18 protein-coding genes and 1 pseudogene are annotated in these 24261 nt (G+C 70.4%); 6 read left to right on the forward strand and 13 right to left on the reverse strand.

From position 1 onward, the window contains the following. Nucleotides 1-153 precede the first annotated feature (153 nt). From lplB to C1A17_RS06255, 4 genes are all read right to left on the reverse strand, one after another. Nucleotides 154-1227: a lipoate-protein ligase small subunit gene (gene lplB, locus C1A17_RS06240; protein ID WP_101651905.1), complete on the reverse strand. Its 1074-nt coding sequence runs from the start codon at nt 1225-1227 to the stop codon at nt 154-156. Between the two features lie 50 nt (nt 1228-1277). Beyond that, complete coding sequence (locus C1A17_RS06245; protein ID WP_101651907.1) at nt 1278-2750, reverse strand: MFS transporter; 1473 nt, start codon at nt 2748-2750, stop codon at nt 1278-1280. A 179-nt stretch (nt 2751-2929) separates the two neighbouring features. Then, nucleotides 2930-4021 (reverse strand): branched-chain amino acid aminotransferase, encoded by a 1092-nt coding sequence (locus C1A17_RS06250; RefSeq protein ID WP_101651909.1) that lies wholly within the window; start codon nt 4019-4021, stop codon nt 2930-2932. A 708-nt stretch (nt 4022-4729) separates the two neighbouring features. Then, nucleotides 4730-5770 (reverse strand): 3-isopropylmalate dehydrogenase, encoded by a 1041-nt coding sequence (locus C1A17_RS06255; protein ID WP_101651911.1) that lies wholly within the window; start codon nt 5768-5770, stop codon nt 4730-4732. 288 nt (nt 5771-6058) lie between these two features. Between C1A17_RS06255 and C1A17_RS06260 the strand changes: the two genes are divergently transcribed. Next, the gene (locus C1A17_RS06260; protein ID WP_101651914.1) at nt 6059-6973 is read left to right on the forward strand and encodes an HpcH/HpaI aldolase/citrate lyase family protein; all 915 of its coding nucleotides are present in this window, start codon (nt 6059-6061) and stop codon (nt 6971-6973) included. A gap of 1387 nt (nt 6974-8360) precedes the next feature. Continuing rightward, nucleotides 8361-9218, forward strand: coding sequence for a hypothetical protein (locus C1A17_RS14050; protein ID WP_146000587.1), 858 nt, complete (start codon nt 8361-8363; stop codon nt 9216-9218). Between the two features lie 166 nt (nt 9219-9384). On the opposite strand, the gene serA is transcribed toward C1A17_RS14050, so the two are convergent. The 7 genes from serA to C1A17_RS06300 form a co-directional block, all read right to left on the reverse strand. Then, entirely contained in the window at nt 9385-10977 is a 1593-nt protein-coding gene (serA, locus tag C1A17_RS06270) for a phosphoglycerate dehydrogenase (RefSeq protein ID WP_180953236.1), read from the reverse strand. 250 nt (nt 10978-11227) lie between these two features. Continuing rightward, nucleotides 11228-11548 carry a hypothetical protein gene (locus tag C1A17_RS14055; protein ID WP_146000588.1) on the reverse strand — a complete coding sequence of 107 codons (321 nt, stop codon included), beginning with the start codon at nt 11546-11548 and terminating at the stop codon, nt 11228-11230. 20 nt (nt 11549-11568) lie between these two features. Further along, on the reverse strand, nt 11569-12855 hold the full coding sequence (locus C1A17_RS06280; protein WP_101651923.1) for a GNAT family N-acetyltransferase: 1287 nt from the start codon (nt 12853-12855) through the stop codon (nt 11569-11571). Continuing rightward, nucleotides 12848-13828 (reverse strand): hypothetical protein, encoded by a 981-nt coding sequence (locus C1A17_RS06285; protein WP_101651925.1) that lies wholly within the window; start codon nt 13826-13828, stop codon nt 12848-12850. The genes C1A17_RS06280 and C1A17_RS06285 overlap by 8 nt, the downstream gene beginning before the upstream one ends. 184 nt (nt 13829-14012) lie before the next feature. Next, on the reverse strand, nt 14013-15041 hold the full coding sequence (gene ilvC / locus C1A17_RS06290) for a ketol-acid reductoisomerase (protein WP_101651927.1): 1029 nt from the start codon (nt 15039-15041) through the stop codon (nt 14013-14015). Nucleotides 15042-15175: 134 nt separating this feature from the next. Beyond that, nucleotides 15176-15688, reverse strand: coding sequence for an acetolactate synthase small subunit (gene ilvN, locus C1A17_RS06295; RefSeq protein WP_101651929.1), 513 nt, complete (start codon nt 15686-15688; stop codon nt 15176-15178). After that, nucleotides 15688-17613 (reverse strand): acetolactate synthase large subunit, encoded by a 1926-nt coding sequence (locus C1A17_RS06300; protein ID WP_101651931.1) that lies wholly within the window; start codon nt 17611-17613, stop codon nt 15688-15690. Before C1A17_RS06300 ends, ilvN begins: the two co-directional genes overlap by 1 nt. A gap of 315 nt (nt 17614-17928) precedes the next feature. On the opposite strand from C1A17_RS06300, the gene C1A17_RS06305 reads away from it, so the two are divergent. Together C1A17_RS06305 and C1A17_RS06310 are read left to right on the forward strand one after the other, a co-directional pair. Further along, a complete protein-coding gene (locus tag C1A17_RS06305) occupies nt 17929-19677 on the forward strand; it encodes an ABC transporter ATP-binding protein (protein ID WP_245873530.1) in 1749 nt (582 codons plus the stop codon). Next, nucleotides 19674-21548 (forward strand): ABC transporter ATP-binding protein, encoded by a 1875-nt coding sequence (locus C1A17_RS06310; protein WP_101651935.1) that lies wholly within the window; start codon nt 19674-19676, stop codon nt 21546-21548. The genes C1A17_RS06305 and C1A17_RS06310 overlap by 4 nt, the downstream gene beginning before the upstream one ends. 19 nt (nt 21549-21567) lie before the next feature. Here the strand turns inward: C1A17_RS06310 and C1A17_RS06315 are convergent, their stop codons facing one another. Further along, the gene (locus C1A17_RS06315; protein WP_219618255.1) at nt 21568-22473 is read right to left on the reverse strand and encodes a bifunctional alpha/beta hydrolase/OsmC family protein; all 906 of its coding nucleotides are present in this window, start codon (nt 22471-22473) and stop codon (nt 21568-21570) included. A 55-nt stretch (nt 22474-22528) separates the two neighbouring features. After that, nucleotides 22529-22765 (reverse strand): annotated as a pseudogene (locus C1A17_RS14815) (alpha/beta hydrolase family protein); the annotation flags it as partial. 423 nt (nt 22766-23188) lie between these two features. On the opposite strand from C1A17_RS14815, the gene C1A17_RS06320 reads away from it, so the two are divergent. Both C1A17_RS06320 and C1A17_RS06325 read left to right on the forward strand, forming a co-directional pair. Then, a complete protein-coding gene (locus tag C1A17_RS06320) occupies nt 23189-23398 on the forward strand; it encodes a helix-turn-helix transcriptional regulator (RefSeq protein WP_101651937.1) in 210 nt (69 codons plus the stop codon). Nucleotides 23399-23644: 246 nt separating this feature from the next. Then, nucleotides 23645-24193, forward strand: a complete 549-nt coding sequence (locus C1A17_RS06325) for a hypothetical protein (protein WP_101651939.1) — start codon at nt 23645-23647, stop codon at nt 24191-24193. The last annotated feature ends 68 nt before the right edge of the window (nt 24194-24261 follow it).

A 24261-nucleotide genomic window follows, 5' to 3' on the forward strand; every position in this document is an offset into this window, starting at 1 on the left:
GCCTCGACGGCACGGCGCTCGGCGGCACCGCATCGGATCCAGCCTAGTCGGTCGACCGGCGAAGTGCAGGAGGGTGTTCGGGTGCGGTTCGGACGGTGTTCGGATTGCGATTTCCTGCGGTTTCGTTCTCAGGAACCTTCGGAAATTGCGGTCTCAGGGGACGCGGTGGGTCCAGGCCTCGGTGCCGAACTTCGTCGCGACGAGTTCCTCGGCCCGTGCGAGCTCCTCCTCGGTGAGCGCCCCGGTCGCCGCCCCGTAGCGGGCGGTGAACGTGTCGATCATCGTGCTGATGATCTCCTGGCGGCTCGCCCCGGTCTGCCGGCGCAGCGGATCGACGCGCTTCTTGGCGCTCCGCACGCCCTTGTCGGAGATCTTCGCCTCGCCGATCCGGAGCACCTCGACCATCGTGTCCGCATCGATGTCGTAGCTCAGAGTCGCGTGATGGAGCAGGGTGCCGGAGGTGAGGCGGCGCTGAGCGGCCCCGCCGATCTTGCCGTCGGTCGAGGTGATGTCGTTGATCGGGACGTACCACGCGTTCACCCCGAGGTCGCCGAGCGCGGCGATGACCCAGCGGTCGAGGAACGCGTAGGACTTGGCGTAGTCGAGACCGGCGATGATCGAGTCGGGGACGTACATCGAGTAGGTGACGCAGTTGCCGCCCTCCATGAACATCGCGCCGCCGCCGGAGATCCGGCGGATGACGTCGACCGCGTGCTCCGCCACGCCCTCGGGTCGCAGCTCGTTGACGTAGGACTGGAACGAGCCGATGACGGTCGCCCGGTCCTCCCACTCCCAGAACCGGAGCGTGGGCCGCCGGCGGCCGGCGTCGACCTCGGTGAGGAGGACCTCGTCGAGCGCGACATTCATCCGGCTCGGCAGCACCGGGCCGTGGACGACCTCCCAGTCGAAGTCGGAGAAGTTCGTGGCCTTCGTCACCGCGCGCCGCACGACCGTCGCGATGTCGGCGGTGGAGAACCCGTGCATGTGGAGACCGCTGCCGTAGCGCTCGAGGGCGGCGTCGAGGCGCCGGACGAGGCTCGCGGAGTCGTCCCGCACCGAGGCGCCGACGAGGGAGGGGGCGAGGTCGAAGTACGCCTCCTCGGGCTCGAGGAAGAAGTCCCCGGAGATCGTCACCCCGGTGATCGTGCTCCCGTCCGTCTCGACATCAGCGACGACGAGCTTGCCGCCGGTGACCTTGTGCTCCGCATGGAGGTGCTCGACTGTCATGCCTCCACGCTACTCCCTGCGGCGCACCGCCGACGCGGGTGTGCGGGACGTCACTCGAGCTCCTGGCCGGTGGTCTCGTGCGTCGCGAACGCCATGACGAGGGCGGCGAGGACCACGAACGCACCGGTGATGACGAAGGTCCACGTGAGGCCCAGGTAGGGCCACATGAGGCTGCCGAAGACCACCGGCGCCACGCCGGTCGCCACACGCGAGGCGGCCGAGGCCCAGCCGAACCCGGAGCCGCGCAGACGGGTGGGGTAGAGCTCGGAGACGTAGGTGTAGAGCGCCGGGATCGCCATCTGGATGAAGAATCCGAAGGCGAGGATGGAGAACTTCGCCGCAGCGTTGAGCTCGGCGCCGGAGGAGTCGAGCGCGATTGCGAAGCCGACGAGGGCGACCGCCGCGATGGCCGAGGTCGTGCCGAGCATCCACTTGCGGCCGGTGAGCTCGACGAGGAGCGCGCACAGCACGACGCCCGCGATCCCGATCGCCGTCATCTGCCCGGTGACGATGAACGCCGCCTGGTCGCCGAGGCCCTGCTCGCGGAGGATCTTCGGCAGCCAGGTGAGCGCGGCGTAGTAGAGGACGAGCACCGCGACGAAGAGCAGCCAGGCGGTGAAGGTGATGCGGACGGAGTAGCGCCACAGCTCAGCGATCTGCCCGGTCAGGGCGGACACGCGGCCGAGGAATCCTCGCCGGCGGACACCGACCCCCGCCTCGACCGCGGTGGTGCCGGGGGTTCCGGAGGACGTCGCACTCGCGCCGGACCCCGCAGCGGCGGCCGCCGGTCCGAGGCCCTCGTAGTGCCATTCGGTGATGTCGGCGCCGGTGCGGGCGACGAGGCGGCGGAGGATCGCATCGGCCTTGTCGTACTGCCCCGCTGAGATGAGGTACATCGGCGATTCGGGGATGAAGATCCGCACGAACACGATGAGCAGGGCGGGCAGCACCATGACGAGCATGATGAGTCGCCAGTCGCCGAAGTCGAGCAGCCAGGCGGAGACGAAGGCGCACAGGGTGACGCCGATCGGCCACCACCCGTCCATCGCGGTGAGCACGCGGCCGCGGTGCTTGGCGGGGGTGAACTCGCCGACGAGGGCGTAGTCGACGGGGATGCAGCCGCCGAGGCCGAAGCCGGCGAAGAACCGGAAGATGCAGAACAGCAGGATGTTCGGGGCGAAGGCGCCGAGCACGGTGAACAGGGAGAACACGAGGAGGGTGAGGGTGAAGGCGGTCTTGCGGCCGACCCGGTCCGACATCCCGCCCCATACGACGGCGCCGGTGGCCATACCGATGAGGTTCGCGGTGGCGATCCAGGCGGCCTGGCCGAGCGTGAGGTCCCAGTGGTCGCTCAGCAGCGGGATGAGGAAGCCGTTGAGGGCGACGTCCCAGGCATCGAACATGAAGCCGAGGCCGCCGATGAGGAAGATCGCGCCCTGGGTGTTCCACTTCCAGGGCAGGACGGCGACGACTTCGTCGGCGCGCAGCGCGGCCTGGCGCGCGGGTGCATTGGTCTGAGGCATGGGGGTAGCGTACTCCCTTTTTAGCAGAAATGCGCAATAGGCTCGCGGGTCGGGCGCGGGACGTGCGGGATCGCCCGCTCCGCAGCGCGGGCGACAGCCACGGACGCGCCGATCCCCCGGCCCCGCAGGTGCGGGATCCGGGGGATCGGACGCGCGTCACGCGCGGGCCGGGGAACCGCTCAGGCGAGCCGGACCATCCAGTTGTTGGTGTCCTCGACCCGGCCGTACTGGATGCCGAGGAGCGTCTCGCGGAGCTGCATCGACTTCTCGCCGGGCTCCTCGCTCTGCTCGATCGTGAAGCCCTCGCTCTTGAGCCGGCCGATGGGGGTGATGACGGCCGCGGTGCCGCACGCGAACGCCTCGACGATCTCTCCGGACGCCGCGCCCTCGCGCCATTCGTCGACGGTGATCGGTCGCTCCTCGGGGGTGAGCCCGACCTGCGGAGCGAGCTCGATGAGCGAACGGCGGGTGACACCGTCGAGGATCGAGTCGCCGAGGTTCGGGGTGAGGAGCTTCCCATCCTTCGTCACGAGCATGAGGTTCATGCCGCCGAGCTCCTCGAGGTACTTCCCCTCGGCCGCGTCGGTGAACAGCACCTGCGCGCAGCCGTTCTCCGCGGCCTGGTCGCCGGCGGCGAGCGAGGCGGCGTAGTTGCCGCCGCACTTGGCGAAGCCGGTGCCGCCGTGGCTGGCGCGCTTGAGGTTCGGGGAGAGCCAGATCGACACCGGCTTCACGCCGCCTGGGAAGTAGGCGCCGGCGGGGCTGGCGATGACGTAGTAGTCGACCTCGTGGCTCGAGCGGACCCCGAGGAAGGTCTCCGAGGCGATCATGAACGGGCGCAGGTAGAGGCTGCACTCATCGAGCTCGTTCTTCGGGGTCGGGACCCACGCGGCGTCCTGCTCGACGAGAGCCTTGATGGAGCCGACGAAGGCCTCCTCGTCGATCTGCGGCAGTGCGAGGCGCTCGGCGGAGATGTTGATGCGGGCGGCGTTCTTCTCCGGACGGAAGGTCCAGATCGAGCCGTCGGCGTGCCGGTAGGCCTTGAGCCCCTCGAAGATCTCCTGCCCGTAGTGGAAGACCGCCGCCGCCGGGTCGAGGACGAGCGGGCCGTAGGGCTTGACGCTGCGGGCGTGCCAGCCCTGCTCACGGGTGAAGCGCACATGCGCCATGTGATCGGTGAAGTGGTTGCCGAATCCGGGATCGGCCTTGATCGCCTCGCGGACGCTCTCAGCGGTGGGCTGCGCATTCTTGAGGAGCTGGAAATCGGTCATGGGAACAGGCTTCTCTTCTCTGGGTCGGATCGGTGTTCGGGTGCCGCGCGCTCGAGCACCGGCAGTACGGTGAGCGCCCGGCAGCGTGTCGTGTGCCACACGTTAGTCGACTGCCCACGATACGGACAGTCTGCCGCGGGGTCACCTCTGCGGGAGGCGGGTTCGCGACGGCCTCGGGTCGAGCTCGAGGTGGCGACGGCCGGGCTAGCGGTGCCCTCGGGTCGGGGTCGAGCTCGAGGTGGCGACGGCCGTGGGTCGAGCTCGTGGCGGGTCCGCCGAGGTCGAGCTGCCGGTGGCATCCTCGAGCATCGGGTGCCGGTCGGGACACCTCTCGGGCGGACAGCGACCTCGTCAGGCACGGCCCCGCTGTAGCGGTGCACCACCCGCAATCCGGTTCGATGCCGCCGTTCCGAACCGGAGCCGCCATTCCGAACCGGAGCCGACGTTCCGATTCGGTGCTGACGTTTCGATGCGGTGCGGTTTCGGATCGCGATCCGCACTCGTTCGGGACATCAGCGGACGATCGGAACATCAGCATGCGATCGATCCCTCGGTGCGAGGCGGACCGCCGGAGCTGCACCGCGCGGTCGAGCAGACCGGCCCGCCGGCGCCGAGGTTCCGACGGGCCCGGTGCCGATCGCGCCGCCGACCTCGGCGGGCGAGCGACTCGCACCCCTCGCGCTCGGCGGATCGATCGGCGACGTCGGGTCAGCCGATGCGGGCAGCGATGGCGTCGCCCACCTCGGCAGTCGTGCGCTTCGCGTGCCCGCGCTCGGCGAGGTCCGCCTCGACCGCGGCCTGGATGGTCTTCGCGACGACGTCGAGGCCGAGCGAGTCGGCCATGAGCGCCGCGGAGAGGATGGTGGCCGTCGGGTCAGCGATGCCCTGGCCTGCGATGTCGGGGGCGGAGCCGTGGATCGGCTCGAACAGGCTGGGCGCGGTGCCGTCGACGTTGAGGTTCGCCGAGGCGGCGAGCCCGATACCGCCGGTGACCGCCGCGGCGAGGTCGGTGAGGATGTCGCCGAACAGGTTGTCGGTGACGATGACGTCGTACCGGCTCGGGTCCGTGACCATGTAGATCGTGCAGGCGTCGGTGTGCTCGTAGTTCACCGCGACATCGGGGTAGTCCGCCGCGACGTGCTCGACAACGCGACGCCACAGGTGGCCGGCGTGGACCATGACGTTGTGCTTGTGGACGTAGGTGAGCTTCTGCCGCCGGCTCTGCGCCTTCTCGAAAGCGAATCGCACGGTGCGCTCGATGCCGTGCCACGTGTTCACCGAGACCTCGGTGGCGACCTCGTACGGGGTGTCCGTCCGCAGGCTGCCGCCCTGCCCGGTGTAGGAGCCCTCGGTGCCCTCACGGACGACGACGAAGTCGATCTCTCCGGGGTTCGCCAGCGGCGAGGTGGCGCCGGCGAAGAACTTCGAGGGGCGCATGTTCACCGCATGCTCGAGGCCGAAGCGCATCTTGAGGATGATCCCGCGCTCGAGCACGCCCGAGGGCACGCTCGGATCGCCGCACGCGCCGAAGTAGATCGCGTCATGGGTCCGGAGATCCTCGAGCTCGGCGTCGGTGAGGGTCTCCCCGGTCGCGTGCCAGCGCTGCGCGGAGGCCTCGAAGGTCGTGGTGTCAAGCTCGACCGGATCCCCGCTCGCGTCGATCGCGCGCTGGAGGACCTTGAGGCCCTCGGGGATGACTTCGGTTCCGATGCCGTCGCCGGGCATCACGGCGATCTTGAAAGTGGTCATGGGAGCAGTCTACGAGTCGTCTCACCATTCGGGGGATCGTCTTGGATTCTGGAATGCCGAAGCGGGAGGTGCGCCCGGCCGGCTCGCGGACTGCCCTTCGCCGAATGGCATGCGGCGGCACGGGCGGGTCCCGGTCGGTGCGGAGGGAGAAGGGGCAGATGCGGCCGCGTGCGGTTCGGTCGGGCCCGCGCGGTTCGGTCGGGCCCGGTACCGGCGGCCGCCGAGCGACACCGGGGCGGCGCGGCAGGAGTCGTCCGGAGGTCCCGGACCGACCGTAGACTGGAGATCATGCAGCCCACACCCTCCGCCGACTCCGGACACCCTGCCGACCCCTCCCGCTCCGCGGAATCGCACGCCCGATCAATCCGCAACGAGCGCGCCGCCGCACTGCCGGCGAAGCTCTCGCGCTCGTGGCTGCTCGTCAACGCCGACCGGCCGGAGACCTTCGAGGACGGCCAGGCCTCCGAGGCCGACTCCGTGATCTTCGACCTCGAGGCCCCGGTGCCCGAGGACGGCAAGGGTGCGGCGCGGGACAACGTCGTCCGAGCGCTCGAGGCCGGGATGTCGGCGTGGGTGCGCGTCAACGGCATCACCACCGATCACTGGGCCGACGACCTCGACGCCGTCAAGGCGCTGCCGGGGCTGCGCGGCATCATGCTGCCGAACACCGAGCACCCCGAACAGGTCACCTACACCTCGATGCGCGCCGGTGCCGGTCTGCCGGTGCTCGCACTCCTCGAGACCGCCCGCGGCATCGAGAACGCCACCCGGATCGCCGAGGCCCCCGGCACCTTCCGCCTGGCGCTCGGCACCAACGACTTCCGCAAGGACACCGGGGTGGCCGATGACCCGGTGGCGCTTGCCTACGCGCGGTCGCGCCTCGTCGTGGCCACCCGCGTGGGCGGGCTGCCGGGAGCGATCGACGGGCCGTCGGCGGCCGGGGCGCCGCCGGAGCGGGTCATCGAGGACTGCAGCTGGACGATGAAGATGGGCATGGCAGGCAAGCTCGTGCTCGACACCGAGCAGATCGACATCCTCAACACCGAGCTCTCCCCGAGCGAGGACGACCGCCGCTGGGCCCGCGACATGCTCGACAAGGCCGAGGACGGCGCGTCGATGACCGATGGCTCGTACCTGCCGCGGCTCGCTCGGGCGAAGAAGATCGCGCAGCTCTCCGACTCGTACGGCCTCTGGAACGCCTGAGTCACCGTCACCTCGGCGGGAGTACCCACCCGCTTTCCACCGGGCCGGGCACTCCCACCCATCGTTCGTCCGGGCGGGCGCTCCCCACCCGCCTCCCGCCAGGGCGGACGCTCCCACCGCCAGAGCTGGCACTCCCTCTCGCACCCGAACCCGACCCCGAACCGGCGATCACTCCGCGGTCCAGGTCCTGATCACCAGCGAGAAACGTCCCACCCCACTTGCTCACCTGCGACAAGGTCCCGGTTTCCGCGTGATTCCGGGACATCTGTCGCAGGTGAACAGTGTGCATGCATGTCTCCGACCGCCCATCCGGTTCCTGGCGGCTCGCACGCTGCGCCAGCGTGCACCTCTCGCCGGATCGCCGCCCGTCCTCCGCGGTCCGCTGGCCGACTGACCGCATCGTCTTTCGCTATCCCGTTCGGCGGGCGACCGCACCATCCCCCGCTTCCCGCTGGGTGGATGAGCGCACCATCTCCCACTGCCCGCCCGGTGGATGCGCGCTCCGTCCTCCGCTGTCCCGCTCGCTGAGTAACGGCGCCTTCCTCCGCGATCCCGCTCCGTGGACGAGCGTCCCGTCCCCTGCGGTCCCACTCTGTGGATCGTCGGCGGATCCTCCCCATGCCGCCTCGAGCTCGTACTCATCGTCCCTCGGAGACGGTCGACTGGTCTCATGTCCCTGACGCCCCGCACCGCGCCCCGGCCTCGACGGCTCCCCACGCTCCCCCGCATCGTCGGCAACCATCCAGCCGCAGCACGTGTCGTCACCGCTGTCGTCCCATCTGCCTCACGCTCCTCGAACCGCTCACGCGCATCTCTTCGCGAGTGCTCTCACAACCCGCCGAGGGACCCGAACTGTTCGAGCGCGGGGCTGCCGCCCCTCCCCTTCGAGCGCGCTGCCGCCGTCCGCCACAGGTGACACGAATCATCGAGAACTCAGCAGCCCGTCTCCTCGAACGGCGCACCCCACGGGCTTGCTGTCCCCTGTCATACCACCGTCCCGTGTCAGCCCACCGTCACCGGTCGTCCCACCGTTCGCGAGCTGTCGGCCGGTTCCGATGGGCCGATCCGGCCCACATGGGACGCACACGACCGACGACCGCCCCGCAGGAGGGATGAGTCCATGACTGCCAGGAGTGCGAACAGCGGAGGGATTCCCAGGAGCACCTCGAGAAGTGTGGCCACCATGACGACCGGAACCACGGGGAGTGCCACAACCATCGGGCCGAACGGGATCTCCACGACAGCTGGGAACGGTGACGTCTCCACGGCATCCGAGGACACCACGAGTTCCAGGCTCAAGAGGAATGACCGACGGCACCATCCGGTACCGGACCGGCTCATCCGCGTCCCTCACCTCGGTTCGACCCGTGCACTCCGCGGCACCGGAGTGAGTCACCGTACCCTCGACGAGCAGAAGCGCGTCTCCAGAATCCACCACGGGGTCTATGGGCCCACCGGTGACGGGGAGACGCTGTGGGCCCCCGGCTGGGCAGATGAAGCGTGGATCGACCTCTACACCCGGGCTCGAGCACTGCAGCTGATCCGACCCGATGCGGTGATCTCCGGGACAAGTGCAGCCCGCCTCCTCGGCTGGCCGGTTCCGCGGGACCGCGGAAATGAGGTTCTCACCGTCACGACCGAGCCCGCCACCGCCCGGGTCGAGCGCCCCGGCGTCCGGACGCGCGTCTCCGAACGATGTACCACACGGCAGTACTACGGCGTGACGGTGAACTCACGGCACTGGATCCTCGCCGAACTCGCACGCGACCTCGGTGTCGCCGAGCTCACCGCCGTCGTCGATACCATCGTGGGAACCTGGCACGGTCCTCCCGAGACCGACCTCGATACCCTGCGGACGGTGATGGGCGCGGTCGGTCGCTTCGTCGGCGCGCCTCGGATGCGGGCGGCCCTCACCGCGGCGCGGGAGGACGTCGACTCACCCCGGGAGACGCGGCTGCGCCTGAGCATCGTCGCCGCGGGCCTTCCGGAACCCGAAGTGCACCCGACGATCCCGGTCGGCGGGTACGCGGTGCATCCGGACCTCGGATATCCGGACCTGCGCATCGCGATCGAGTACGAGGGCGACGAGCACCGGACCGATCCCCAACGGTGGGCGCAGGACATCGAGCGCTACGAGATCCTGCAGCAGCTCGGCTGGATCGTACTCCGCGTGACCGCCCGCACCTCGATGCCGCGCTTCCTCGAGCGGCTGCGCGTGCATCTCGCGACGGCGTCCGCCACCTGAGCCGGGCCTCTCACCCTCGGTGGACGCCCGGTCCACGGCTTCACGTGCGGAAGATGTCCCGGATCCAGCGTGGATCCGGGACATCTTCCGCAAGTGAACGGCCCAGGGGACATCTGCCGCAGGTGAACGACCGACACCGCAGGGGCAGCGCCGGGTACCCGGGGGCTCAGTCCTCGGTCAGGGTCACCGCGGTGAACTGCGAGGCGCCGACGGCGCCGGCGAGGGCGGAGACGACCTCGGGCGTGACTGCGGAATCCACCGACATCACCGACAGCGCCTCGCCGTCGTCCTCGGCCGGGGACACCTGCATGCCGGCGATGTTGACCTCATTGCGCCCGAGCGCCTGGCCGAGCTGGCCGATAACCCCGGGGCGGTCCTCGTACTTGAAGATCAGCAGGTGGTCGGTGAGCGAGATCTCGAGCTCGTAGCCGTCGACCCCGGTGAGCTTCTGCACGAGCTTGGGGCCGGTGACGGTGCCGGACACCGACACCTGGCGGCCCGAGGCGGTCGTCGCCACGATCGTCGTGACGTTCCGGAACGACTCGGCGTAGGGGTCGGTGACGAGCTCGAGGGTCATCCCCCGCTCCTCGGCGAGCACCGGGGCGTTGACGTAGGACACCGGGCGCGACACGTAGTCGCGGAACAGGCCCTTGAGGGCGGACAGCTGGAGGACGGACACGTCCTTGTCGGCGATCTCGCCGCGCACCTCGAAGCGGAAGTGGCTGATCGGCTCCTCGGCGAGCGCGGCGACGACGCGGCCGAGCTTCTCCGCGAGCGGGATGCCGGGCCGGACATCGGCGTGGATCGCACCACCGGTGACGTTGACGGCGTCGGGCACGAGCTCGCCGGCCAGCGCGAGGCGCACGGACTTCGCGACCGCCACGCCGGCCTTCTCCTGGGCCTCGTCGGTCGAGGCGCCGAGGTGCGGGGTGACGTTGACGGCGTCCTGCTCCATGAGCCGGGAGTGCTCCGGCGGCTCCTGGCTCCACACGTCGATCCCGGCTCCGCCCACGCGGCCGGCGTCGACCGCCTCGGCGAGCGCCTCCTCGTCGATGATGCCGCCGCGCGCGACGTTGACGATGCGGACGCCGGGCTTGACCTTCTCGAACGCGGCGCGCCCGATCATCCCCACGGTCTCCGGGGTCTTGGGCATGTGGACGGTGATGAAGTCCGACGCCGCGAGGAGCTCGTCGAGGCTCATCACCTCGACGCCCATCTGGGCGGCGCGCGACTGGGAGATGTAAGGGTCGTAGCCGACGATCCTCATCCCGAACGACTTCGCGCGCTCGGCGACGAGCCCGCCGATCCGGCCGAGGCCGACGATGCCGAGGGTCTTCTCGTAGAGCTCGACGCCGGTGAGCTTGGAGCGGTTCCACTCCCCCGCCTTGAGCGAGGTGTTGCCGGCGCCGAAGTACCGCGCCGAGGCGAGCAGGTGGGTGAGAGTGAGCTCGGCGGCGGAGATGATGTTCGAGGTCGGCGCGTTGACCACCATGACCCCGGCCTGGGTGGCGGCGGGCACGTCGACGTTGTCGAGGCCCACTCCGGCGCGCGCGATGACCTTGAGGTTCCGGGCCGCGGCGATGGCCTCGGCATCGACCTGGGTGGCCGAGCGGATGAGGATCGCGTCGACGTCGGCGATCGCGGGGAGCAGCTCGGAGCGATCCGCTCCGCTGCACTTCCGGATCTCGAATTCGGGGCCGAGCGCCTCGATGGTGGCCGGTGACAGGTTCTCGGCGATGAGCACGACGGGCTTGCTCACAGGGTTCCTCCTACGGATGCGCGCACGGGTGCGGCGACGGTGGGTGTCGGGCCATGGCACGGGTGCACGGCGCGGTTCGGCGGCTGCTGGGCAGCCGCCCGATGACGGGATCGGCACCATCGTATCGACCGCTTGTGAAGCCTTTCACAAGGGGGTCACATCGTGAACAGCACGCTTCCCGCGACCGGCCGCCGCATCACATCCGGCCCGACCGTCGATACCCCGGCGAGCGCCGCGACAGCAGCGGAACTCAGCTCCGCGACTCCTCGCGCCGGAGACGCAGCGCCCTCGGCACGAGGACTGCCCCACCGTGCAGCGCGGCCACGATGCCGACGGCTGCGGATGCATAGGGCAGGAATGCGAAGATGCCCGGGAGATCCCGGAGCACGAGCAGCGGGATGACCGCGACTCCGATGCCGAACACGATCTGCAGGACGCCCATGACGAGTAGCCGCTGCCAGCCGTCGGACGCGACACGGCCGTCGGACGCAACACGGCCGCCCGGAGCCTCACGGCCGTCGGTACCTCTGCCTCGCTGCGCAGGATCCTCGCTGATGTTCCGATGAGCCATGCTCCGCTCCTCCGACCCGCTCAGAAGTCGTTGGGCGAGTACGGTGCCCGCTCGAGGGCGAACATCGACCGCGCCCGCAGCGCCGCTCCCTCGGTGTGCTGCGTGATCCGGCCCGCCCGGGCGAGGATCACCGGGTCCGCACCGCCGAGGTAGATCGACCCGAGCTCCGACACGCCGAGCTCGAGGTCGACCGGGACCGAGGCGCTCACGCGCTCGACCTCGGCATCCGCGCCGTCGGCCGTGATCCGGTAGGTGCCCTCGGCGAGGTGCATGGGGTCGACGACCGAGATGACGAGCTGACCGGGCACCTCCCACGGGCGGGCCTCGAGCGCGGCCACGACGTCGAGCATCCGCAGCCACACGCCGTCGTGCTGACCGACGGTCTTCGCGCGGCGCGGATCGGTGAGCAGCCACGGCAGCGGGGAGTTCTGGGCCGCGTAGCCGAACTTCACCGTCGTCACGAGATCGACCGCACCGAGGAAGGCCCACAGTGCGGAGTACGCCGCGTCGGACACTGCGACGAAATCGCGGAGCTCGATCGTCCCGGTCGAGTACTCCTCCCCGTGGAAGCGGTAGCTCACGTAGCCGTCGGGCTCGCCGTGCTCGTCGTAGTGGAGGGCGGCGCGCACCGCTCGGTCCTCGTCGCCGGTGCGCGGATCGACCGACCCGGCGGCGACATCGGTGTAGAGCTGCTGGCGCTCGATCGCCCCGGGCGAGGACCGGAGGAAGCGGTCGTAGATCGCCGGCGCCAGCTCGGCGAGGGCGGAGGCCTCGCACATCTCGACGCGACGGTCGGCCTCGGCGGCGAGCGCGAAGCCGGGAGACGTGTCGACCTCGACCTCGGTGAACCAGGTCGCCGTGCCGAAGCCGAAGCGCGTGTAGATGCCGCCCTCGGTGGCGGTGAGCGCGGCGAAGGGGTAGCCGTCGGCCTTCGCCTGGGTGAGGTCGGCGGTCATGAGGGACCGCAGGAGTCCGCGGCGCCGGTGCGTCGGCCGGACCGTGATCCAGGTGATGAGGTGGGCGGGGACGAGGCGGCCGCCGCCGACGTTGACCCGCTTCTCGAAGTGCGCGAAGGTCGCGACCGGGATCTCGGCGCTGAGCGCATGGGCCGGAGCCTTGTCGGCGTAGACCGCGGTGAGCGTCCGCCCGTCGGCGATGGAGTTCTCCACCCGCCGGACGAGCCCGTCGTCGGTGGGGCGCTTGCCGTGGAAGCCGGCGATCACCGCCTGCATGTACTGGTCGGTGGCCCGGTCGGGAGCGCCGTCGGTCAGGGCCGGGGAGAATGTCTCGAAACGATACTCAGTCACGCGCCCACACTATCCGATGGGCGCCGGCGCGGTGATGGACCCCGCACGACGCGGCGCCCTGCAGACGCTGTCCCCGCCCCCGGTGCGGGTGTCCGATCGCCGGTCGGGTCCGGTCCCGGAGCGCCGAGGAGCCCTGCGGCTGCCCGGACGCGAGCCGCCTCAGCGCTCCCGGGTGGGCGGGTGCATCCACCGCTCGGCATCCTCGGGTCGCGCACCGAGCCGGGCGATCCGGTCGATCCGGCGGGCGAGCCCGGTGTCGAGTCCGCGCATGAGACCGGCCTTGACCCACAGTCCGGAGTACAAGGAGGACCGCCCCGGCGAGTGCGCACCAGTGCGCCGCCGGGACGCCGCGCAGGCCGTTCTCGGCGGTCGTGCCGATGAGCATGAACCCGAACCCGATCGCCGTCCAGAAGCTCGCGATGCTCATCGTGGTGGTGAACGTCCGCCGCGGACCCGCATCGAGGTCGCTCAGGGACGTCCCGGATCCGCCGCCCGAGAACGGCGGTGTGAGCGCGGACCAGAGGTCGAGGATCCAATGGCCGAGGAAGGCCGCGATCATCTGGATGCGGCTGAGCACCCGGATCGGCGGCAGCCGGTCGTCCCGGTCGTGGAGCGCGCGATCACGCCGCAGGCAGTCGGCGACGACCTGCGGCGGGGGCGCCGCGACACCGCGGTCGACCGTTCCCAGGCGGTGCCGGAGGGCGCCGAGCCGACCGAGGTGGACGCCGAGCCACACGAGCAGGATTCCGCTGAGACCGGCGGTGGCCCAGGCGACGCCCTCCCCCTCCCCGGTGGTGTCACCGAGCGGCAGCGCCCAGGAGACGATGAGGAGCACGGGCACCGCGACGACGGCGAGGAGGCCGAACCCGAATCCGGTCCACGGGAAGATCCGCGCCGGCACGGCGAAGCGGGCACCGTCCCGGGTTGCGTCGAGCGGGACGAGGAGGTGGGGTCGCGGGTGCGGATGGCTCATGCTCCGAGCGTACCGAGCCGCGGCCCGCGCTCACCGGCGGCCGGGGATTCGATGTCGCGTCCGCCGGTGGCGGTCCTGACACCGCGCATCCCCGGGTCACGGCACAGGGGCGGGCGCTGGGAGGGAACATGACCCCTGCCGAGGACTGCGCGTGCGCGCGGGCGGGGTCGCCGCCCGGAGCGCATCAGCGTGCGGCAGTGCCCTCGGTGTAGTCGTCGTCGGAGTCCTTGAGCCACGAGAACATCTGCCGCAGCTCGCGACCGGTGGTCTCGATCGGGTGGGTCTCCTCCTTGGCGCGGAGCTCCTTGAACTCGGCCGCGCCGTTCTTCTGGTCGTCCATGAAGCGCTGCGCGAACTTCCCGTTCTGGATGTCGGCGAGCACCTCCTTCATGTGCTCCTTGACCTCCGGGCCGATGACCCGCGGGCCGGAGACGTAGTCGCCGTACTCGGCGGTGTCCGAGATCGACCAGCGCTGCTTGGCGATGCCGCCCTCGACCATGAGGTCGACGATGAGCTTGAGCTCGTGGAGCACCTCGAAGTACGCGATCTCCGGCTGGTAGCCGGCCTCGGTGAGGGTCTCGAAGCCGTACTGGACGAGGTGCGACACTCCACCGCAGAGCACGGTCTGCTCGCCGAATAGGTCGGTCTCGGTCTCCTCGGTGAAGGTCGTCCTGATGCCGCCTGCACGCAGGCCGCCGATCGCCTTGGCATAGGACAGGACGGTGTCCCAGGCCTTGCCGGAGGCGTCCTTCTCCACGGCGACGAGCACCGGGACGCCGCGGCCGTCGACGTACTCGCGACGGACGACGTGGCCGGGGCCCTTGGGGGCGACCATGATGACGTCGACGCCTTCGGGAGCCTGGATGTAGTCGAAGCGGATGTTGAATCCGTGGGCGAACAGGAGGGTGTCGCCCTCGCCGAGGGCGGGCTTGATCTGCTCGTTGTAGATCTCGGCCTGGACCTGGTCGGGGGCGAGGATGACGATGAGGTCGGCCCACTCGGCGACTTCGGCGGGGGTGCCGACCTGCAGGCCCTGGGCCTCGGCCTTGTCACGGCTCTTCGATCCCTCGGCCAGGCCGATCCGGACCTCGACGCCGGAATCGCGCAGGCTCAGGGCGTGTGCGTGGCCCTGGCTGCCGAAGCCGACGACCGCGACCTTCTTGCCCTGGATGATCGAGAGGTCGGCGTCGTCGTCGTAGTAGCGCTCTGCCATGGGGGTTCTCCTTCGTTGGGTTGTCTCAATACTAGATATGGGATGCGAGACGCCGATGGCGGTGTCCGCATTGTGTCCGCCTCCGCGGGGGATCCGGCCGAGGCGCCGGCACCGGAGGGTGCCGGCTGCGCGGCTCAGCCCACCCGCGGGGCCTTGTCGGTGATCGACTTCGGGCCGCGGGCGATCGCCACGGTGCCCGACTGCACGATCTCCTTGATGCCGAAGGGCTCGAGGACGAGGCGGAGGGCGTCGAGCTTCGACTGCTCGCCGGTCGCCTCGATCGACACCGCGTCGGGGGCGACGTCGATGATGTGCGCCCGGAACATGTCGACGGCCGCCGCGATCTGCGCCCGCGTCGCCGCGTCCGCCCGGACCTTGAAGATCATGTGCGCGCGCCGCACCGACACCTCGGGCTCGAGCTCGACGATCTTGATGACGTTGACGAGCTTGTTGAGCTGCTTGGTCACCTGCTCGAGCGGGACGTCGGCGACGTCGACGACCACGGTGATCCGCGAGAACGCCTCGATCTCCGTGGTGCCCACGGCGAGCGAGTGGATGTTGAATCCGCGGCGGGCGATGAGGCCGGTGAGCCGGGCAAGCACGCCCGGCTTGTTCTCCACCAGGACGGACAGTGTGTGACGACTCATCAGACGCCCTCCTCCAATTCCTCTCCGCCGAAGTCCGGACGGATGTCGCGTGCGTACTGGATCTCGTCGTTGCTCACACCGGCGGCGACCATCGGCCACACCATGGCGTCGGCGGGCACGGTGAAGTCGATGACGACCGGCCGGTCGTCGATCTCGAGTGCGCGCTGCACGGCGGCGTCGACGTCCTCGTTCCGGTCCACGCGGATGCCCACGCAGCCGTAGGCCTCGGCGAGCTTGACGAAATCGGGCACCCGCACCGAGTTGTGCCCGGTGTTGAGGTCGGAGTGCGAGTAGCGGCCGTCGTAGAACAGCGTCTGCCACTGGCGCACCATGCCGAGCGAGGAGTTGTTGATGATCGCGACCTTGATCGGGATGTTGTTGATGACGCAGGTGGCGAGCTCCTGATTGGTCATCTGGAAGCAGCCGTCGCCGTCGATCGCCCACACCACGCGGTCGGGCTGCCCGACCTTCGCGCCCATCGCGGCCGGCACCGAGTAGCCCATGGTGCCGAGCCCTCCGGAGTTGAGCCACGACTTCGGACGCTCGTAGGCGACGAACTGGGCGGCCCACATCTGGTGCTGGCCCACGCCCGCGGCGTAGACGCCCTCCGGCCCGGTGAGGTCGGAGATCCGGGAGATGACGTACTGCGGATCGCACAGCCCGTCCTCGTTCCTCTCATAGCCCAGCGGGAAGGTCTCCTTGAGCGAATCGAGCGACCGCCACCACGCCTCGCGCTCGTCGGCGAGCACGGATTCGTGGCGCGCCCGCAGCTCGCTGAGCAGCTCGTTCATCACCTCGGCGGCGTCGCCGACGATCGGCACGTCCGCCGTGCGGTTCTTCCCGATCTCCGCGGGGTCGATGTCGGCGTGGACGACCTTCGCGCGCGGGGCGAAGGAGTCGAGGTCACCGGTCACGCGGTCGTCGAAGCGGGCGCCGATCGCGATGAGGAGGTCGGACTTCTGGAACGCCGCGACTGCCGGAACCGAACCGTGCATCCCGGGCATCCCGAGGTGCTGGCGGTGCGAATCGGGGAACGCGCCGCGCGCCATGAGGGTGGTGGCGACGGGGATGTTCGTCGCCTCCGCGAGCGCGAGCAGCTCCTCCTCCGCGCCTGACCGGATGACGCCGCCGCCGATGTAGAACACCGGTCGGCGCGCCGCCGCGATGAGGGCCGCGGCCTCGCGGATCTGCTTGGCGTGCGGCTTGAGCACGGGCCGGTAGCCGGGCAGGTGCGGCTCGTCGGGCCACACGAAGGGCGCCTCGGCCTGCTGCGCGTCCTTGGTGACGTCGACGAGCACCGGACCCGGGCGGCCGGTCGAGGCGATCGAGTACGCGCTCATCAGGGCCTGCGGGATGTCCTCCGCCCGGGTGACGAGGAACGAGTGCTTGGTGATCGGCATCGTCATGCCGACGATGTCGGCCTCCTGGAAGGCATCGGTGCCGAGCAGGGTCGACGACTGCTGACCGGTGATCGCGAGGAGCGGGACGGAGTCCATGTGCGCATCGGCGATCGCGGTGACGAGGTTCGTCGCGCCCGGGCCCGAAGTGGCCATGCACACGCCCACCCGTCCGGTGGCCGCGGCGAAGCCCTCGGCGGCATGGCCGGCTCCCTGCTCGTGCCTCACGAGGATGTGGTTGATCTTCTCGGAGTCGAGCAGCGGATCGTAGGTCGGCAGGATCGTGCCGCCGGGCAGGCCGAAGACAGTATCGACGCCGAGCAGCTCGAGGCTGCGGATGATCGCCTGCGCGCCGGTGAGGACCTCGGCGGTCGAACGGTCCTGCCGGTGGGCCGGTGCGGGTGCGGTGGGGACGGGTGCGCCTGCGGGCGCGGGTGCGGTCGGCTTGGCTGTCCGGCGGGAATGCGCGGCGCGGCCCGGAGTCCCGGGCCCTCCCGGTCCGCCGGACGATGCTGAGGCTGCCAACATGACTCCTTCATCGTGTTCTCAACTGGCCCCCGCATGAGAAACGCCCCTGTCCGGTTTCCGGGAGGGGCGCGCGGGACGTCGTCTGAGCGACAGCTACGGGTTCACCGCGCGCTGTGTAATGACGACGACAAGGTTCTGCATGTGCCCACAGTACCCGCGCACCGGTCCCCCGTGTCAAATGGCGGCGCCCGCATCTCGATCATCGAGACGGCTGTCCCGCGCGTCGGGCCGCCGGGCGATGCGGGCAGGGCGGCCGGCTTCTGCCCCTCCGCGCCGCGCGACAGGCCCCCGGGTCCCGGAGTAGGCTGGTCTGCCGTGCGCCCCCTCCTCCGCTTCTGGCCGGACATCCGGCGGAAGCTCCACGTCTACCTCACGATCATCGGGCTGACCTTCGCCGCGAACGCGATCTCGCTGCTGGTGCCCGCGCTCATGGGGCGCATCGTCGACGGTCCGATCGCCGACCGCGACCTTTCCGCGCTGTGGCTCCCGATCGCCGGCGTGCTCGCGATCGGCGTCATCGAGGCGGTGGCGCTGTGGGGACGCCGGATGATCGCCGCGAAGGTCGTCTCGCAGTGGGAGATCACGTGGCGCGCCCGGATCTACGACCGGCTCCAGTACCTGTCGATCGGTGTCCACGGGTCGTGGGAGTCCGGCCAGCTGCTGTCCCGGGCCATCAACGACATGACCCAGCTGCGCCGCTTCTTCGCCTTCGGCGCGCCGTTCATCGTCTCCACCCCGTTCGTCATCGCCGTCGGCATCATCGTCCTCACGGTCATGGAGCCCGCGTTCGGGCTCATCGCGGTGCTCATGGCGATCCCCATGCTGCTCGGCGTCATCGCCTTCAACGCGCGCTACCAGCTCGCCTCCCGCGAGGCGCAGGACACCATGGGCGTGATCTCCACCCAGGTCGAGGAGTCCGTCCAGGGCATCCGGGTGATCAAGGCCTTCGGCCGCGCGCCGTGGGTCACCGAGCGGTTCGAGGCGATCTCCGAGCACCTCCGCACGATCGAGGTCCGCAAGGCGTTCCTCGATTCGTGGATGTGGGCGGGCACGATGACGCTGCCGCGCCTCGCGATGGCCGCGGTGGTCGCGGTCGGCGCCTGGGGCGTGCTCGCCGGCTGGACCACGGTGGGCACCGTGGTGGCCGGGGTGACCCTGATGATGGTGCTCCGCATCCCGGTGGAGATGCTCGGCTTCCTCCTGTCCGACGCGATCATGTCCGTCACGGCCGCCGCCCGGTACTGGGAGGTCATGGACACCGCTCTCGACATCACCGACGCCGACGGCGGGATCGACGACGCGCCCCGCACCGAGGAGCGCGCCGGGGTGCTCGAGTTCGACGCGGTCGACTTCCGGTTCCCCGATGCATCCCACGACCTGCTGCGTGCGGTGTCGCTGCGGATCGAACCGGGTGAGACCGTCGCCCTCGTCGGCGCCACGGGCTCGGGCAAGACCGCGCTCGCCTCCCTCGTCCCCCGGCTCTACGACGTCACCGGCGGGGCGATCCGGGTCGACGGCACCGATGTCCGCGGGATCCCGCTCAACGAGCTCCGCCGGCTCGTGTCGGTGAGCTTCGAGGAGCCGATCCTGTTCTCCGCCTCCGTCGCCGAGAACGTCCGGATGGGATCGCCCGGCGCGACCGACGCCGAGGTCCGGGAGGCCCTCGGGATCGCGCAGGCCGCCGATTTCGTCCGCGCCCTGCCGGCCGGCCTCGACACCGAGGTGGGCGAGCAGGGGCTGTCCCTGTCCGGCGGCCAGCGCCAGCGCCTCGCGCTCGCCCGCGCGGTCATCGGCCGGCCGCGGATCCTCGTCCTCGACGATCCGCTGTCCGCCGTCGACGTCGACACCGAGGAGCGGGTGCAGCGCACCCTGCGCACGGTGCTCGACGCCTCGACGACCCTGATCATCGCCCACCGGCCCTCGACCACCGCGCTCGCCGACCGCGTCGCGGTCCTCGACGGAGGACGGATCGCCGCCCTCGGCCCGCACGACGAGCTCCTGCGGACGAGTGCGCTCTACCGCGACCTCATGGGCGCCTCGGCCGCGCAGGAGGCGGAGCGATGAGCCCCCGTCACGCCGGCCGGCCCGAGGACGCCGAGGTCGAGGAGCTGCCGCCGGACATCGCCCGGCGCGCCCGCCGTCTGCTCGCCTCCCTCGCCCGCCCCTACCGCGGCGGGATCATCGCCTTCGCCGTCATCGTGTCGGTGACGATCCTCGCCTCGGTGCTCGACCCGGTGTTCGTCGCACTCGCCCTCGACTCCGGTCTGCCGCAGGCGGTCGACGGCGACCCGGGCGCCCTGCTCGGGGCGATCCTCGGCTTCATCGGCGTCACGCTCGTCGGCGGCATCGGGATGTGGGCGGCCAACCGGCTCATCGGCGTCCTCGCGCAGCGGATCATGTTCGACCTGCGCACCCGCCTCTTCGTCCACACCCAGCGCCTCGACCTCGGCTACCACGAGAAGTCGACCACGGGGCGGCTCGTGTCGCGCCAGACCTCGGACATGGAATCGGTCCAGCAGTTCCTCGGCAACTCGCTCATGGACGCGCTGTCCGCGCTCGGGCAGATGTCCCTCATCGCGCTCATCCTCCTCGTGCTCGACTGGCAGCTCGCGCTCGTCGTGTTCGCCGGGTTCATCCCGCTCGTGTTCACCACACGCGCCGCCCAGCGCTCCCAGCGCGCGGCCTTCCGCCGCACCCGGACCTCGATCGCCAAGGTCATCGTCCATTTCGTCGAGACCATGGGCGGCATCCGCGCAGTGCAGGCCTTCCGCCGCCAGCCCCACGGCCGGCGGCGGCTCGAGAGCGAGGACGAGCGGTACCGCGACGCCAACACCCGGGCCCTGCGCGGCGTCGCCTGGTTCGCCGGGTCGACCCGCCTCATCGGCAACGTCACGCAGGCGGCGGTGATGGCGGTCGGCGCATGGTTCGTCATCGAGGACTGGACGCAGATCGGCGTCCTCGCCGCGTTCGTGCTCTACCTGCGCCGGTTCTACGGTCCTCTCGACGAGCTCGTCCAGACGTTCAACCTCTACCAGTCGGCGTCGGCCGCGCTCGAGAAGATCGCCGCGGTCCTCGACACCGAGCCCGCCGTCGTCGAGCCGCGCGCGCCCGCCGAGCTGCCGGCGCACCGCGACGACGCACCGGCCGGCGCGCAGTCCGGTGCACAGCCCGTTTCACAGCCTGCAGCGCGCGCGGCGACCGGCCGGGAGGTGGTGTTCGACGGCGTGCGGTTCGCCTACCCCGGCGGACCCGACATCCTCCCGACCTTCGATCTCACCCTCGATGCGGGCCGGATCGTCGCGCTCGTCGGCGCGACGGGCGCGGGCAAGTCGACGCTCGTCAAGCTCGTCACCCGGTTCTACGATCCGAGCGCGGGGTCCATCCGGCTCGACGGGATCGACCTGCGCGCACTGGCCGATGGGGACCTCCGGCGATCCGTCGTCATGGTGACCCAGGAGTCCTTCCTCATGAGCGGCACGATCGCGGACAACATCCGGATCGGGCGCCCGGACGCCTCCGATGCCGAGGTCGCCGCCGCGGGCCGGGCGGTCGGTCTCGACACCTACGTGTCCCGCCTCCCCGACGGCTACGACACGGACGTGCGCACCCGCGGCGGGCGGCTGAGCTCGGGCCAGCGGCAGCTCGTGTCCTTCGCCCGGGTCTTCCTCGCCGACCCCGACGTCGTCGTGCTCGACGAGGCCACCGCGCACCTCGACATCCCCTCGGAGCGCCTCGTGCAGCGTGCGCTCGAGACCGTGCTCGCCGGTCGGACCGCGATCATCATCGCCCACCGGCTGTCGACGGTGGAGATCGCCGACCGGGTGCTCGTCATGGACGCCGGCCGGATCATCGAGGACGGGGAGCCGGCCGCGCTCATCGCCGGGACCGGCCGTTTCGCAGAGCTCCACCGGGCCTGGCGGGACTCGCTCGTCTGAGGTCGCCGCCGTTGCCGCTTCAGGCCTCTGCGGTGGAGATCTCGAACCGTCCCTCGAGGGCGAGATGCACCGGGCACCGGTCCGCGATGCGGAGCAGGGAGCGGCGCTGGTCCGCGCTCAGCGCCGCGTCGAAGTCGACCGTCCGGGCGATCCGGGTGATCCGGTCGCCGTCGCGCTCGATCTGCCGGAAGGTGAGGTCGACGCGCGTGTCGCCGAGAGCGTACCCCTTGCGCCGGGCGTATATCCCCATCGTCATCGAAGTGCAGGCGCCGAGCGCGGAGAGCAGCAGGTCGAAGGGGTTGGGGCCGGCATCCTCTCCCCCGGCCACCGAATCCGGCTCGTCGGCGATCCAGGTGTGCGAATGCGTCTCGAGCACGGTGCCGAAGTCGGTGCGGCCGTCGGGCCGGGCGAGCACCCGGCCGGGGGCGAGGTCGGCATGGGGCGCCCGGGCATCGTCCGGGGCGTCGATGTAGCGTGCCGCCCAGGCCGCGATGACGCCGGCGGCATAGGCGCCCTGTCCGGGGCCGGTGAGCAGGTGATCCGCCCCGTCGAGGGCGATGAAGCTCTTGGGCTGGTGGGCCGCGCGGTAGATCGCCTGCGCGTTGTAGACGTCGACGATCTCGTCGCTCGGCGAGTGGAGGAGGAGCAGCGGCGTGCGCAGCGCCTCGATCCGCTTCGTCTGCTCGACGCTGCAGATGTCGTCGAGGAGCGCCTCCCCGATGACCACCGGACGGCCGCCGATCATCACCTCGGCCGAGCCCTCCCGCCGGATGTCGTCGATCGCGGATTCGAAGAGGCCTGTGACGTGGCCGGGGTCGAAGGGGGCGGCGATCGTCGCGACGGCGGCGAGCCCGTCGATCTCCGGAGCGACGGACAGCACCGCGGCCCCGCCGAGGGAATGGCCGATGAGCAGGCGGGGACGCATGGTTCTCGCCGAGCCAGTCGATGACCTCGCGGAGATCCTCACGGTCGGAGGAGAACGTCGAGTCCGCGAAGTCCCCCTCCGAGCCGCCGAGGCCGGCGAAGTCGAACCGGAGCACCGCGTAGCCCTCGTCGGTGAGCGCGCGCGAGACGCGCGAGGCTGCGGGCGACTTCGCCGAGCACGTGAAGCAGTGGGCGAACACCGCATAGGCGAGCGGGGTGCCCTCGGGCAGGTCGAGGAAGCCGCGGAGCTCCGTCCCGCGGGAGGACGTGATGCTGATCTCTTCGGTCGTCATGGATCCCTCTCACCTCGATGTCGTTCGACGCGCGGCGCCGGTCGGATGGACGCGCTCACCGGGATCGGTCGTTGCCCGACGCGGTCGAGGCATGGCACCGGTCCATCGCGCGCCCGAGGAGAACGGTACCCGCTCCGCCCGCACGCCGTGCTGGTGGTCCCGACGAGGCCTGACGTCCCCCGCCCCCTCCCCCACCTCCATCGAGTGGTCGTGTTCGGTCGGATACTCGCGAGTATTCGACCGAACACGACCACTCGATGCGTCAGCGTGGCCAGCGGACGCCCTCCGGAGTCCGGGGCGCGGGGTCGTGGACGCGGACGTCACACAATGTGTCAAAGATGCTTGACATTGGAAGTCAAGGATGTTTGACTCGAGGTGTCAAGAATACTTCACATCGACAGCGATCACCGGAACGGAGGACGGATGCCCGAGCTCGACGTCGGCGAGGTCACCCTCAAGGACCGCCGCAAGCACGCCGGACTCACCCAGGCACAGCTCGCCGGGCTCGTCGAGGTTTCCCGCCAGACGATCATCGCGATCGAGCGCGGCGATTACTCACCGAGCGTCTACCTGGCCCTGCGGATCGCCCGCAGCCTCGATACCACCGTCGAGGAGCTGTTCCCCCTCGACTGATCCCTGCGGTCCTGCCGGGCCGCCGTCGCACTCGAACTGCAGACGGCGTCGACTCCGCACCGGGCCACCGCCTCGGGACCGGCCCCGCACGAGCTGACCACCTCGGGACCGGAGCCGAACCGCAAGCAGTCCGGTCGCACACCACGGGCCGCCCCGGCCCCGCACGACGAGCAGTTCCGGCGCCACCTCGGAGGTCCCGCGTCGGACGACTCACCTCCTCCACAGCACATCACGAAAGGACTCGCCATGACTGCCCCGCACGACTCCTCCCGCTTCGCCGGATTCGCCGACTCGATCAGCGGCGTCGACGACCCCTCGATGGGCGATGAGCGCGAGCAGATCATCATCCTCCGCGCCTACACCTTCGGCACCATCGTGGCGACGTACGCCGCGTTCGCCGTCGGAATCGTCCTCGCCCTCATCGGCGTCGGCGCGTGGTCGGCACTCGTCGTCGTCACCGCTGGAGTCTCCGGGTGGGCGGTCCTGTGGTACTGCGCGCAGCACGGCATCGACCTCGCCGCCATGACCGAGCACGCAGGAGCGCGGCGGAAGGCGCTGACCTATGGATCGATCACCGTGCTCATTGCGATCTGGCTCGCCGCGTTCCTGTTCCACGCGATCACCGGCTCCCCGCTCATCCCGGTCGAACTCGGCTTCCCGGGCGGCGGCGACGGCATCGCGACGGCACTGGGCGCCCTCGTCGGCGGTGCCGTGGGGGTCGGGGCCGTGGTCCTCGCGCTCAAGCTGCTGAGCCGCAGGGCGAGCCGCGACGACGATGCCCCCGACGAGGCCTGACCCCGCATCCCTACCACCATCGAGTGGTCGTGTTCGGTCGAATACTCGCGAGTATTCGACCGAACACG

It is taken from the genome of Brevibacterium ihuae, from assembly GCF_900184225.1.
In the GTDB taxonomy this organism is placed as follows: domain Bacteria; phylum Actinomycetota; class Actinomycetes; order Actinomycetales; family Brevibacteriaceae; genus Brevibacterium; species Brevibacterium ihuae.